A 13,070-nucleotide genomic window follows, 5' to 3' on the forward strand; every position below is an offset into this window, starting at 1 on the left:
GTGGCATCAACGAATGCTGGCGAGCGCAGCGCTGGCCCGAGCGTAGCCGGTCGCGCTGCCGTCAGTGCGTGTCGCGCCGGGCCCCGGCCGGACGTGGGGACGGTCGCCCACCTTGCTTTCAAACACTCCTCTAAATACGCGCAGCGCCGACGCCTCGATACAGGCACGCGGCAGCCCCCAACTGGATGGAAGCGTCCGCGGACGGCACTATAGCGCTCCCGCCTTTCTCCGGAATGCCACGTGCCGGCTTCGTCGCTGCAGCAGATTCTCGATGCCATCCACGCCGCAGCGGCCGCACGCGCGCGGGCCGACGTGCGGCTACTGGCAGTCTCCAAGACCAAGCCGGCTGACGCCGTCGCCGCCCTGGCCGCGCAGGGCCAGCGCGCCTTCGGCGAAAACTACGTGCAGGAAGCCGATGCCAAGATTGCCCAGTTGCGTGCGTTGGGTTTGGAATGGCATTTGATCGGCCACCTGCAATCCAACAAGGCCGAACTGGCGAGCCAGTGCTTCGATTGGGTGCAGACGGTGGACCGCGCCAAATTGATTCCACTGCTGGCGCGCCACCGCCCGGACGACCGCGCGCCGTTGAATGTGTTGATCCAGGTCAACATCGACGACGAGGACAGCAAGCATGGCTGCGCACCCGAAGCGATCGACAGCCTGGCCGACGCGATCGCCCTGCAACCGCGTCTGCAGCTACGCGGACTGATGGCGATCCCTGCTCCGTTTCCCGATCAGGCACGACGCCAGGCCGCGTTCACGCGCATGCAGGCGCTGTTCCAGCAGCTGCAAGTCCGTTATCGGCAGGTGGACACCTTGTCGATGGGCATGAGCGCGGATTTCGCCGAAGCGATCGCGGCCGGCGCCACCATGGTGCGGGTGGGTACGGCGTTGTTCGGTGCGCGCGATCAGGCGCCGGCCGCCTCTGCCTGATCGCATCGCCTCCCACATCGATCCGTCTTATTAAGGTGCCGCAATGAACACACCTGCTTCGTCTTCGTCCTCGTCTTCCGCTGCGACGTCCATCGCCTTTGTCGGTGGCGGCAATATGGCGCGCAGCCTGATTGCCGGGCTGATCCGGCAAGGCACGCCGGCTGCCAGCATCTGCGTGGCCGAGCCGGTGGCCGATCTGCGGGACGCATTGGCGCGCGACTTCGGCGTGCAGGTCGTCGAAGATGCGCGCGCCGCCGTCGATGCGGCCACGACCTGGGTCTTGGCGGTCAAGCCGCAGGTCTTGCCAATGGTGTGCGCGCAACTGGCCGACCTTGCGCAGGCACAACAACCGCTGCTGGTTTCCATCGCGGCCGGCATCACCGCCACGCAGCTGCAGCGCTGGTCGGGCGGCGACATCGCGGTGGTTCGTGCGATGCCCAACACACCCGCCCTGCTCGGCGCCGGTGTCACCGGGCTGTACGCCAACGCGCGCGCGTCCGCGGCGCAACGGCAACAGGCCACCCAACTGCTGGGTAGCGCCGGCGTCACCGTCTGGATCGACGACGAAGCGCAGATGGATGCGGTGACCGCGGTCTCCGGCAGCGGACCGGCCTATGTCTTCCTGTTGGCAGAAGCGATGGAAGCTGCCGCGCAAGCGCAGGGCCTGCCCGCCGCAACCGCGCGCACCCTGGTGCTGCAAACGCTGCTCGGCGCCGCACGCATGCTCACCGAATCGGGCGAACCACCGGAGGTCCTGCGTCGCCGCGTGACCTCGCCAAACGGTACGACCCACGCCGCCATCGAGACGTTCCGGGCCGGCGGCTTTGAAGCCCTCACCGCCCAGGCCATTGCCGCAGCGACCGAACGCGGCCGCAGTTTGTCCGCTGCCAATGACTGATTGAAACGCGGCGGCGTCTGTATCTAGCGCATCGCGTGGCACCTTCGCGCGGCGCGCATGGCAAGACGACCACGATTCGAACATCTGCGCAAAGCGCCGCGCCAGCGCCTGGATCGCCGGAATGTGGATGCAGGGCGATACGGCGCCGAAGGCTGCATCGCGCCCAAAAACCGCTCCATTTGCCGTACATGCAACGCGCGTCCACGTCTGCAATCGATGGCAGCCATCTCGTCGGCGCGTGGCCCCCGTTACGTGCATCCCCCAAAACGGCTGGCCTTATCGGCTGGTTGCATCGTCCTCACGGATGCGCGTTGCGGCCTTTGCTCGCGCAAACGATCTGCTGCTGTGCGTCAGACCCGCAGCGAACGTGCGCATGGCACGGGCAAGCCGATGCGTTTTGTCCGCTTTTTCTGCCGCTGGTGAACGAATCCCCGTCGAAAGATGCTTTTTTCGTGCTGTTTCATCGTTTGCCTATTGGCGGCGCGCAGCAGTTGCCCTACATTTCGCGTTGCCGACTGGGTCGGCAGACCCAACACCACCAACGAATACGGAACACATCACTCATGGCAAAAACCGCCGCTAAGAAGGCTGCCCCCAAGAAGGCAGTGAAAAAGGTCGCCGCGACCAAGACCGCAAAGCCGGCCAAGGCCGCTGCTGCCAAGTCCGCTGCGCCCAAGCCGATCAAGGAAGCACTGAGCAAGACCGGCCTGGTCGCGCACATTGCCGAAAGCACCCAGTTGGCTCCGAAGGACGTCCGCTCCGTGCTGGCGTCGCTGGAAGCCACCGCACACGCCTCGCTGAGCAAGAAGGGCGTCGGCAGCTTCACCATCCCGGGCATGCTCAAGCTGACCACCGTGCACGTGCCGGCCAAGCCGAAGCGCAAGGGCATCAACCCGTTCACCAAGGAAGAGCAGATCTTCGCCGCCAAGCCGGCGACCACCAAGCTCAAGTCACGTCCACTGAAGAAGTTGAAGGACGCGGCGCTCTAATCGAGCACGCATCCGGTATCACGAAGACGGCCTGCGGGCCGTCTTTTTTTATCGTCCCAAAAAGTGCAGCACATACCGCTCATCGGTAGTGCCCTACCCTGCATGCTGATTCGCCATCTGCAGGTGCACGTGAGCGGTCCGTCGAACACCCTGCCATCGTCGCCACGCCGAGCGTCCACACCTAGCCCCGCACGTCGGCTGCGCAGCATTGTTGTCTCCATTGCGCTGTTGTGCGTGCTGGCGGTGGCCGCGCGTTGGGCCTGGCAGCTGCCAATCGCCCATGAGCTCCGTACCAGTTGGGAGCTGTCGCAAATGCCGCCGCCTGCGCAGTTGCATGTGCCGGTGGAAGGCGTGCGTGCGCGACAGATTGCCGACACCTTTGGCGCACCCCGCGGCCGCGACCGCACGCATGCGGGCGTGGATATCTTCGCGCCACGCGGTACGCCTGTGGTGGCCGCGACGCGCGGCGTGGTCAGCGCCATCCGCGACCAGGGCCTGGGCGGAAAGCAGGTCTGGCTGCTGGGTCCGGCGATGGAACGGCATTACTACGCACATCTTGACGATTGGGCTGCCGGCCTAGCGGTAGGCGATGTGGTCGAGCCCGGCACCCTGCTCGGCAAGGTCGGCACCACCGGCAATGCGCGCGGCACGCCGCCGCACCTGCACTATGGTGTCTATGGACGCAACGGTGCGTACGATCCGCTGCCACTCCTGCGCAAACCTGCCGCTCGGCCAGCAAACTGAGCACGTTGGAACACTGCGTCATGAGCCGCCCTATCGAGACGATTGCGTCCTACGCCTATGGTGAGCACAGCCCAGAACGACGCGACCCATATGTCCCGCAAACGCTATCGCATCACGGTCACGCCGATCGAAAACGACGGCCGCCCCTGTGACGACCGCTGCACCATCGAATTCGAACAACGTTCGCGCGCCGATTGGATGCGGCTACTGGAAGAACTGCACCTGCGCCGCGACCTGAGCAGCGACGAATGCGCGGCACTGACCGTAGGCTCGCAGTTGCTGGAAGACCTGGCGGCCCGCCCACGCGCCCAGCCCAGCGATGCGCTGGACGCATTGCGTCCCAAACTGCAGCTGCTGCTGGAACGCCTGCAGCGCGTGCACCCCGCCACCGGCGCCTGAAGACGCATCGCCGCACGTACCCGCTACACTGCGCACCTCGGGGATGGGGACGCGCCATGCGCTTGATGGGGATGCTCGTTGTCGCAGCCGCACTTTCCGGTTGCAGCTGTCATCGCACTGGCGATCCGCAGGCAAATGACGCGTCGGCGACGCACGTTGCGAGCGCACCGCGCCCGCGCGATGACGCCGCTGCCGACACCACCGCCGCATCACCTAACCCTGCAACTGATCCCACCGATCCCATGACGCTGGCCAACTACGCGCAAGCAAGCGCCACCGTTCAACGCTACCTCGGTGCATTGCCGGGAGCGGCGCGCGCGCAGGCCGATGCCTTATGGACCGGCGGTCGCCCTCCCCCGGTGCCGGACGATGCGGCCTTGCGTGCCATCGCCAATATCCAGTCGATGCGCATCAACAACGACCCGCCCTTTGCACTGGATCAGGCGCAGCCACCACAGCGTATCGAAGTGCCGGTTCAATTGACGGTACGCACCACCACCGGCACCCAACGCCTGGTCGGCGCATACCGACTGCAGCCTCGTGCCGGCAGCAATAGCTGGGAAATCTATTCGGCCACGCTGCAGCCGGTATTGCGCTAACCCGTGGTTCACCGGCGCCGACTAAGGTGATGTCACCTGTTGCCGGAGTCACTCGATGAAACTGCGTTCGCTTGCCGGATCCATGCTCGCCCTCGCCTTGGCAATGCCCATCACCGGCGCCTGGGCTGCGCCGCAGATCCAGGGAAAACAGATCAGCGTGCAGGCCAGCGACCTGCAGCAGTATCTGGGTGGCCGCTTCCCGCAGACACACGACACGCTGGGCGGGCTGATCGCCATGACGGTCAGTAACCCGGCGCTATCGTTGCCGCCAGGCGATCGGCTGAAGATGGCGTTCGATCTCGCCGTAGCGACCGCAGGCGGCGCTCCCGCACCGGTCGGCAACGTCACCTTGACCAGCGCACTGCGCTATGACGTGGCCAAGCAGGGCTTTTATCTCGACCAACCCAGCATCGACGACTTCCGCCCCGCCCACGCCGGCGCAAAGCTCGACCACAGCACGCGGCAGCTGCTCAATACCTGGCTGGCCGACTACGCGCGCAAGGAGCCGATCTACCGGATCGATCCGGCCATTGCGTCCATGATGGGTGCGGTGCAGGTGGAATCGGTCGGCATCCAGAACGGGCGGGTTGCGGTCAACTTCAACCAGAACATCGAGCAGCTGGTGCCCGCGGCAGCGCTGTCCGGGAAGTAGGCCTGCTTGGTATTCGCGTCGGTGACGCTATCCGTGCAACGCTCCACACTGGAAGACCCGACGCATCCGCGCCGGGTCTTTTCTTGTCTCAAGCTGATACGGGCCCGTGAGGAACCTATGCAGCCAGGGCCTTGGCCACGGCTGCGGCGAATGCAGGAATGTCGTCCGGCTTGCGGCTGGTGATCAATTGGCCATCGACCACCACTTCGGCATCCTGCCAGCGCGCACCGGCGTTGATCAGGTCCGTCCTGACCGACGGCCATGAGGTGACCTTGCGGTCGCGGACCAAATCGCTTTCGAGCAACAACCACGGTCCATGGCAGATCGCTGCCACCGGTTTTTGCGCGGTCGAAAACGCACGAATGAACGCGATTGCCTGTTCGTCGGTCCGCAGCGTGTCCGGATTGAGCACACCGCCAGGCAACACCAGTGCGTCGTAGGATTCGGCCGTTGCCTGAGCGAGCTGCCGATCGACCGTTACCGAATCGCCCCAGTCTGTGTGATTCCAGCCGCGAATCTGCGCGCCATCTCCGGGCGCGATCACCTCGACCTTGGCGCCCCAGCTTTCCAGCAGGCGCTTGGGTTCGGTCAGTTCGGATTGCTCGAAGCCATCGGTGGCCAGCACGGCGACGGTCTTGCCAGAGAGCGAATAAGACATGAGGGGCTCCTCGAAAAGAAGCCCAAACCCTAGGAATCACGCCGTTGCGCAGTTGTGAACCGATGTGTGCGTGGCGTCAGTGCGCGCCACGCTCCACGTGCTCAGCGCTTGGGTTGCAACATCGTTCCGGTGCAATTCTTCGAGCCGCACCGGCATTCCCAAATTTTCTTCAGGCGCGGCGTATGACGCTCGGCGAGGGTGATGCCGTAGTTGTAGGTGAGCTCTTCGCCGGGTTTGATGTCGCGCTTGGCCTCGATGAAGATCTTGTCCTTGCGGCGGTCGTCGCCCTCAGCTTCTTCGATCACCGCCTCGCAATTGGGATCGCAGCTATGGTTGATCCAGCGCGCGACATTGCCTTCGTAATTGGCGTCCAGCACGTAGTCGTCGCTGAGCGTGAACAAAAAGGTATGTCCGCTCTCCACATCGCCCGTGTCGTCGGCATCCACCTCGGCATGCGTGCGCAGCCGCCCCTTGTATTGAATGATGCGCTCGCCCTTGCGGAGCGGGGCGAGGGCGAACATGCCATTGCCGTGGATACGAGACTTGCGGGCGGCAACTTTGCGCGACATGTAGGGGTCCAGTGATGGGGCCGCTCATTGTGACCGCAGCGCGCCAATGCGCCAAGCACAAGCGCAGCATGCGCCGCAACGGGCCACGCTTGCCGGCGGCTGAACCACGCCGTTGGCCCCGCCCTGCTGGAAAGAGTACAATTTCGGTCCGCTTTAGAATTCCGCCTTCCCCATGCTGCGCGTCACCAAACTCACCGATTACGCCACCGTGGTGCTGACCGTCCTGGCGGCACGCTGCGATCAGGTGCTCAGCGCAAGCGAATTGGCCGAACAGGCTGGCCTGGAAGCACCGACTGTCAGCAAGATTCTCAAGCCGTTGTCGCAGGCAGGCCTGGTTGAAGGCTTGCGCGGTGTGCACGGCGGTTACCGGCTCGCGCGCGCCGCCAGCGACATCACCCTGGTGGAGATCGTCGAAGCGATGGAAGGTCCGCTGGCGATCACCGAATGCAGCCAGGACCACAGCCAGTGCGGTATTGCGCAGCGCTGCGGCGTGCGATCGAACTGGCGCCTGATCAACGACGTGGTCGGCGATGCCTTGCGTCGCGTCACGCTCGCGCAGATGTTGCAGCCCCTCTCTCTCCCTGGCGACACCCGACGGCGTTCCATCGCCGCACGCGTCGCGACCACCTGACCTGTAGGCAGCCCAATGGCCACCGAACTTGCTCCTCCGCAGAATGCGCAGATCCTCGAACGGCTGGGTCGACGTTACGACGCCGGCTTCATCACCGAAATCGAATCGGACTCACTCCCGCCCGGCCTGGACGAAGACATCATCCGTGCGTTGTCGGCCAAGAAGGACGAGCCGGAATGGATGACCGACTGGCGTCTTGAGGCCTATCGCCACTGGCTGAAGATGCCGATGCCGGAGTGGGCAAAATTGCAGATCGCGCCGATCGACTTCCAGGCGCTGAGCTATTACTCCGCACCCAAGGGCCCGAAATATGCCTCGTTGGACGAGGTGCCCAAGGAATTGCTGGACACCTACGACAAGCTGGGCGTGCCGCTGCACGAGCGCGCCAAGCTCGCCGGGGTCGCCGTGGATGCGGTGTTCGATTCGGTCTCGGTCGGCACCACCTTCCGCAAGGAGCTGGCCGAAAAGGGCGTGATCTTCTGTTCGATGTCCGAGGCCATCAAGGAGCACCCGGAGATCGTCAGGCAGTACCTGGGCAGCGTGGTACCGGTGGGCGACAACTACTTTGCCGCGCTCAACTCGGCCGTGTTCTCCGATGGCAGTTTCGTGTTCATCCCCAAGGGCGTGCGTTGCCCGATGGAATTGAGCACTTACTTCCGCATCAATGCCGGCCATACCGGCCAGTTCGAGCGCACCCTGATCGTGTGCGAAGACAAGGCCTACGTCTCGTATCTGGAAGGCTGCACGGCGCCGATGCGCGACGAGAACCAGCTGCATGCAGCGGTCGTCGAGCTGGTGACGCTGGAAGATGCAGAAATCAAGTATTCGACCGTGCAGAACTGGTACCCGGGCGACGAGGAAGGCCGCGGCGGCATCTACAACTTCGTCACCAAGCGTGCCGAATGCCGTGGCGCGCGCAGCAAGGTGACCTGGACCCAGGTCGAAACCGGCTCGGCGATCACCTGGAAGTATCCGTCCTGCGTGCTGATTGGCGACGATTCGGTGGGCGAATTCCATTCGGTCGCGTTGACCCACCACCGTCAGCAGGCCGACACCGGCACCAAGATGATCCACATCGGCAAGCGCACCAAGAGCAAGATCGTCAGCAAGGGCATCAGTGCTGGACGTGGTCAGAACACCTATCGCGGCCAGGTCAAGGTGGACCGCAATGCCGACGGTGCACGCAACTACACGCAGTGCGATTCGCTGTTGATCGGCAAGCAATGCGGCGCCCACACCTTTCCCTATATCGAGGTGAAGAACCCGGGCGCCACCGTCGAACACGAGGCCACCACCTCCAAGATCAGCGACGACCAACTCTTCTATTGCCGCGCGCGTGGCATCAGCCAGGAAGATGCGGTGTCATTGATCGTCGACGGCTTCTGCAAGCAGGTGTTCCGCGAACTGCCGATGGAGTTCGCGGTGGAAGCCAAGAAGCTGCTGGAAGTCTCGCTGGAAGGCAGCGTCGGCTGACGCTGCCTTAGAGATTCGGCATTAGGGATCGGGGATTCGCAGAACCCCACACCGATGCCGACCGGCTGACTCGCGTTTACCAATCCCAAATTTCGAATCCCCAATCCCATGCTCAAGATCACCAACCTCCACGCCAGCATCGCCGGCAAAGACATCCTCAAGGGCCTGTCGCTGGACATCCAGCCCGGCCAGGTGCACGCCATCATGGGTCCCAACGGCGCGGGTAAATCCACGCTGGGCAATGTACTGGCCGGTCGCGATGGCTATGAGGTCAGCGCAGGCAGCGTGCAGTTCGACGGCAAGGATCTTCTCGACCTGCCGCCGGAAGAACGCGCCGCAGCCGGCCTGTTCCTGGCCTTCCAGTACCCGGTGGAAATCCCCGGCGTCAACAACACCTATTTCCTGCGCGCCGCGCTCAATGCGCAGCGAAAGGCGCGCGGCGAAGACGAGCTGGATTCGATGCAGTTCCTCAAGCTGGTGCGGCAGAAGCTGGCCGTGCTGCACCTGAAGGACGAGCTGCTGCATCGCGGCGTCAACGAAGGCTTCTCCGGCGGCGAAAAGAAGCGCAACGAGATCTTCCAGCTGGCGGTGCTCGAGCCCAAGCTCGCCATCCTGGACGAGACCGATTCCGGCCTGGACATCGATGCGCTCAAGAGCGTGGCCGACGGCGTCAACGCGTTGCGTTCGCCCGAGCGTTCGTTCCTGGTCATCACCCACTATCAGCGCCTGCTCGACTACATCAAACCGGACGTGGTGCATGTGCTGGCCGAGGGCCGCATCGTGCAGAGCGGCGGCCCGGAACTGGCGCTGGAGCTGGAAAAGCATGGCTACCACTTCCTGAAGGACCGCGTGGTGCCTGAGGTTGCCGCCTGATGAGCGCCCTGCTCGATTCCCTGGCGCGCGGTTTCTGCGGTGGTGACGCACGCCGCGCCGAGCTCGATGCCGCCCTGCAGACCGGCCTGCCCGGCCCACGTGCCGAGGCCTGGAAATACACCTCGTTGCGGCAGCTAGAGCGGCGCAGCTTCCAGCCTGCCCCGTTGGTGCCGACGCTGGTGGATGCGGCCGCGCTGGACGACATCCCGTCGCCGCGCCTGATCTTCGTCAACGGCCGCCCGTCCGAAGCGCTCAGCGATCTGTCCACGTTGCCGGAAGGCGTGCAGCTGGACACCTTGTCTGCATCGCTGGCTGCGAGCGACGAGGCGCAGCAGTTGCTGGGCCGCCGTTTCGACGGCAGCGATGAAGTCTTTGCGCGCCTGAATGCCGCGCTTGCCGACGAAGGCGTGCTGGTGCGCGTGCATGCCGGCGCGCAGATCGCACTGCCGCTGCAGTTGGTGTTCGTCGGCGTGGCCGGCGAGCAGGATCTGTCGTGGCATCACCGCCACCTGATCGAATTGCGTGCCGGCGCCGCATTGCAGGTCGTCGAGCATCACCTGCATGTCGGCGATGCGGCGCATCTGGACAACAGCGTGATGCATGTGCATCTGGCCCAGGGTGCAGCGTTGTCGCACGCGCGCGTGCAGGCCGGCAGCGCACATGCGACGTCGCTGCTGCGCACCGACGCGGTGCTGGCGCGCGAGGCGCGCTACCAGCGTGTGGACCTGGAGCTGGGTGCCGGCCTGTCGCGGCACGAGCTCAACGTGCGCCTGGAAGGCAACAACGCCCGGCTGACCGCCAATGGCGTGCTGCTCGGCAACGGCCGCCGGCATGTGGACACGCGCCTGGGCATCGAGCACATCGCGCGCGACACCGCCTGCGAACTGTTATGGCGCGGCGTGGGCGCAGACCGCAGCCGCGTGGTGTTCCATGGGGGCATCCGCATCCGCACAGGTGCCGACGGCACCGATGCACGGTTGTCCAACAAGAATCTGCTGCTGTCGTCCAACGCCGAAATCGACACCCAGCCGGTGCTGGTGATCGATGCCGATGAAGTACAGGCCGCGCATGGTGCCACGGTGGGCCAGCTCGACGACAACGCCTTGTTCTACCTGCGCTCGCGCGGCTTGCCGCAAGAAGAGGCGCAGCGCCTGCTGAGTGCCGCGTTCTGTCATGAGCCCTTGCGCGTGCTGCCGGCCGCCTTGAGTGCCGTGCTGGCGTTGCAACTGGACCGTGCATTGAATTCGGCGGGCGTGGCATGAACATGCCTGCCGTTTCGCCCAGCGCAGCGCCCGACTGGGACCGTGTGCGCCTGGATTTCCCGCTGCTGATGCGGCAGGTGCATGGCAAGCCGCTGATCTATTTCGACAACGCCAACACCGGCCAGAAGCCGCTGCAGGTGATTGCCGCCACCGACGAGTTCTACCGGCGCCAGAACGCCAACGTGAGCCGTGCGGTGCATGCGCTCGGCAGCGAAGCGACCGACGCCTTCGAGGGCGCGCGCAGCAAACTGGCGCGTTTTCTCAACGTCCGCGCCGATGAGCTGGTGCTGTGCAGCGGCACCACCTTTGCGATCAATCTAGTGGCGTATTCGTGGGCATTGCCGCGGCTGGGCGCCGGCGATGTGATCCTGATTTCGCGCATGGAGCACCATGCCAACATCGTGCCGTGGCAGTTGGTGGCCCAGCGTACCGGCGCCACCATTCGCGTGGCCGAAATCACGCCCGACGGCGCGCTGGATCTGGATGCCTTGCGCAAGGCGATGACCCCGGACGTCAAACTGCTGGCGATCACCCACGTGTCCAACGTGCTGGGCACGGTCAACCCGGTACGCGAGATCTGCCGCGAAGCGCGCAAGCGCGGCATCGTCACCCTGGTGGACGGCTCGCAGGCGGCACCGCATCGGCGCATCGACGTGGCCAGCATCGGCTGCGATTTCTACGCCATCACCGGGCACAAGATGTGCGGCCCTACCGGTACCGGCGCACTGTGGGCACGTCGCGAGCATCTGCAGGCGATGCCGCCGTTTTTGGGCGGCGGCGAGATGATCAAGGAAGTCAGCTTCGAGAACACCGTCTTCAACGATGCGCCGCACAAGTTCGAAGCCGGCACGCCCAACATCGCCGGTTTCGTCGGCCTGGGCGCGGCAGTCGATTACCTGGGATCGCTCGGGCTGGCGCATGTGGAAGCACGCGAAGCCGAGCTGCTCGCCCATTTCACCGAAGAGCTGCAACGCATCGATGGTCTGCGCATCTTCGGCACCACGCCCGACAAGGCCGCGGTGGTGTCGTTCCTGATCGAAGGTGCGCATTCGCACGACCTGGCCACCCTGCTCGACCTGGAAGGCGTCGCGGTGCGCTCGGGCCAGCACTGTGCGCATCCGCTGCTGCAGTACTACGGTGTCGCCGCCACCTGCCGCGCGTCACTGGCGTTCTACAACACGCACGACGAAATCGAACGCTTCGTCGCCGCGTTGGTGAAGGTGCGTCGACTGTTGGGCTGATGAGAATCGGGAATCGGGAATGGAGAATCGAAAGAGCGGTTCTCCCGAACGCCGGTGACATGCGATGCATGGAACACGGCTCATCGGGCAGCGCAGCGCTTCCCCCCATTCCGCATTCCCCATTCCCGATTAAACTGTGTCCATGCAGACCACCACTTTCCGCACCGCCACCGTCGCTGACATCGACGCCCTTGTCCTGCTGGTGACCTCGGCCTATCGCGGCGACAGCAGCCGCGTGGGCTGGACCACCGAGGCCGATATTCTCGAGGGTGCGCGTATCGATCCGGCCGTGCTGCGCGACGATATCCTGCGCGAACGCAGCCTGGTGCTGGTGGTCGAACAGGATGGGCGTCCGGTGGCCTGTGCGCATATCGCCGACGACCACGGCGCCGGGTACTTCGGGATGTTTGCGGTGGATCCTTCGTTGCAGGGCAGCGGGCTCGGCAAGACGCTGTTGGCCGAAGCCGAGCGCCTTGCACATCGCCAATGGCAGGTGCCGGTGATGCGCATGAGCGTCATCGATGTGCGCGATGAACTCATCGCCTTCTACGAACGCCGCGGCTATCGCCGCACCGGCATCGTCAAACCCTTCCCGTATGGCGACGAGCGCTTCGGCATTCCGCTGCGCCAGGATCTGCGTTTTGAGGTGCTGGAAAAGCAGTTGCACGAGCCGACCCCGTGAGCGACACCTGGACCTTCGTCTGTGCCAGCGATGCGCTGCTGCCCGGTGAAATGCAGACCGTCTGGGACGAGGTCACCGACACGCCGATCGTGGTGTTCAACCTCGATGGCGCCTTGTATGCGCTGGAAGACCGCTGCAGCCACGAAGACTACGAGCTGTCGCCCGGCAGCTTCGATCCGGTTGCCGGCACCATCGAATGCCAATTGCATGGCGCGCGCTTCAATATTCGCGACGGCCGCCCTTTATGCGCACCTGCCTACACGGCCGTGCCCAAGTTCCCGGTCAAGCGCGAACACGACGGCATCTGGACCCGCGACGACCGCTGACTGACGCGATGCGATGCGGCGGCCGTTCCGCTCGACGGCGCCACGTTACAGCGCCTGCCATCGACTCGCAAATATTGCAAAGAAGAATGATTTGCATTTAAGATCGCATCCTTAAGGCCTTCTTAACAACTAGCCTGTCTG

At 64.5% G+C, this 13,070-nt stretch carries 16 protein-coding genes; 14 read left to right on the top strand and 2 right to left on the bottom strand.

The window, feature by feature from the left end:
* The first annotated feature begins 240 nt into the window (after positions 1-240).
* The 7 genes from ACCQ03_RS14890 (at position 241) to ACCQ03_RS14920 (ending at position 5,214) form a co-directional block, all read left to right on the top strand.
* Complete coding sequence (locus ACCQ03_RS14890) at positions 241-933, top strand: YggS family pyridoxal phosphate-dependent enzyme (protein ID WP_057679627.1); 693 nt, start codon at positions 241-243, stop codon at positions 931-933.
* 43 nt (positions 934-976) lie between these two features.
* A complete protein-coding gene (gene proC, locus ACCQ03_RS14895; protein ID WP_057679626.1) occupies positions 977-1,831 on the top strand; it encodes a pyrroline-5-carboxylate reductase in 855 nt (284 codons plus the stop codon).
* Positions 1,832-2,394: 563 nt separating this feature from the next.
* Positions 2,395-2,820 (top strand): HU family DNA-binding protein, encoded by a 426-nt coding sequence (locus tag ACCQ03_RS14900; RefSeq protein WP_017159922.1) that lies wholly within the window; start codon positions 2,395-2,397, stop codon positions 2,818-2,820.
* Positions 2,821-2,922: 102 nt separating this feature from the next.
* Positions 2,923-3,564 carry a M23 family metallopeptidase gene (locus ACCQ03_RS14905; protein ID WP_057679625.1) on the top strand — a complete coding sequence of 214 codons (642 nt, stop codon included), beginning with the start codon at positions 2,923-2,925 and terminating at the stop codon, positions 3,562-3,564.
* A 57-nt stretch (positions 3,565-3,621) separates the two neighbouring features.
* Positions 3,622-3,963, top strand: coding sequence for a DUF3861 family protein (locus tag ACCQ03_RS14910; protein ID WP_003489901.1), 342 nt, complete (start codon positions 3,622-3,624; stop codon positions 3,961-3,963).
* A gap of 242 nt (positions 3,964-4,205) precedes the next feature.
* On the top strand, positions 4,206-4,562 hold the full coding sequence (locus tag ACCQ03_RS14915) for a hypothetical protein (protein WP_081022750.1): 357 nt from the start codon (positions 4,206-4,208) through the stop codon (positions 4,560-4,562).
* Between the two features lie 55 nt (positions 4,563-4,617).
* A complete protein-coding gene (locus tag ACCQ03_RS14920; RefSeq protein ID WP_017157677.1) occupies positions 4,618-5,214 on the top strand; it encodes a YceB family lipoprotein in 597 nt (198 codons plus the stop codon).
* Positions 5,215-5,329: 115 nt separating this feature from the next.
* Here ACCQ03_RS14920 and ACCQ03_RS14925 read toward each other — a convergent pair whose 3' ends face one another.
* Together ACCQ03_RS14925 and ACCQ03_RS14930 are read right to left on the bottom strand one after the other, a co-directional pair.
* Positions 5,330-5,872, bottom strand: coding sequence for a type 1 glutamine amidotransferase domain-containing protein (locus tag ACCQ03_RS14925; protein ID WP_057679623.1), 543 nt, complete (start codon positions 5,870-5,872; stop codon positions 5,330-5,332).
* A gap of 101 nt (positions 5,873-5,973) precedes the next feature.
* Positions 5,974-6,441 (bottom strand): SET domain-containing protein, encoded by a 468-nt coding sequence (locus ACCQ03_RS14930; protein WP_003487757.1) that lies wholly within the window; start codon positions 6,439-6,441, stop codon positions 5,974-5,976.
* A gap of 172 nt (positions 6,442-6,613) precedes the next feature.
* Between ACCQ03_RS14930 and ACCQ03_RS14935 the strand changes: the two genes are divergently transcribed.
* From ACCQ03_RS14935 to ACCQ03_RS14965, 7 genes are all read left to right on the top strand, one after another.
* A complete protein-coding gene (locus ACCQ03_RS14935) occupies positions 6,614-7,072 on the top strand; it encodes an SUF system Fe-S cluster assembly regulator (RefSeq protein ID WP_003487759.1) in 459 nt (152 codons plus the stop codon).
* A 15-nt stretch (positions 7,073-7,087) separates the two neighbouring features.
* Positions 7,088-8,545 (top strand): Fe-S cluster assembly protein SufB, encoded by a 1,458-nt coding sequence (sufB, locus tag ACCQ03_RS14940; RefSeq protein WP_057679621.1) that lies wholly within the window; start codon positions 7,088-7,090, stop codon positions 8,543-8,545.
* Positions 8,546-8,653: 108 nt separating this feature from the next.
* Positions 8,654-9,418 carry a Fe-S cluster assembly ATPase SufC gene (sufC, locus tag ACCQ03_RS14945; protein WP_017158996.1) on the top strand — a complete coding sequence of 255 codons (765 nt, stop codon included), beginning with the start codon at positions 8,654-8,656 and terminating at the stop codon, positions 9,416-9,418.
* The gene (gene sufD, locus ACCQ03_RS14950) at positions 9,418-10,680 is read left to right on the top strand and encodes a Fe-S cluster assembly protein SufD (RefSeq protein ID WP_057679620.1); all 1,263 of its coding nucleotides are present in this window, start codon (positions 9,418-9,420) and stop codon (positions 10,678-10,680) included. The genes sufC and sufD overlap by 1 nt, the downstream gene beginning before the upstream one ends.
* The gene (locus ACCQ03_RS14955) at positions 10,677-11,921 is read left to right on the top strand and encodes a cysteine desulfurase (RefSeq protein ID WP_057679619.1); all 1,245 of its coding nucleotides are present in this window, start codon (positions 10,677-10,679) and stop codon (positions 11,919-11,921) included. The genes sufD and ACCQ03_RS14955 overlap by 4 nt, the downstream gene beginning before the upstream one ends.
* A gap of 142 nt (positions 11,922-12,063) precedes the next feature.
* Positions 12,064-12,603 (top strand): GNAT family N-acetyltransferase, encoded by a 540-nt coding sequence (locus ACCQ03_RS14960; RefSeq protein WP_057679618.1) that lies wholly within the window; start codon positions 12,064-12,066, stop codon positions 12,601-12,603.
* Positions 12,600-12,929 carry a non-heme iron oxygenase ferredoxin subunit gene (locus ACCQ03_RS14965; RefSeq protein ID WP_057679617.1) on the top strand — a complete coding sequence of 110 codons (330 nt, stop codon included), beginning with the start codon at positions 12,600-12,602 and terminating at the stop codon, positions 12,927-12,929. Before ACCQ03_RS14960 ends, ACCQ03_RS14965 begins: the two co-directional genes overlap by 4 nt.
* Positions 12,930-13,070: the final 141 nt, after the last annotated feature.

The sequence above is a fragment of the Xanthomonas sp. NCPPB 3569 genome (assembly GCF_041475645.2).
In the GTDB taxonomy this organism is placed as follows: domain Bacteria; phylum Pseudomonadota; class Gammaproteobacteria; order Xanthomonadales; family Xanthomonadaceae; genus Xanthomonas; species Xanthomonas phaseoli.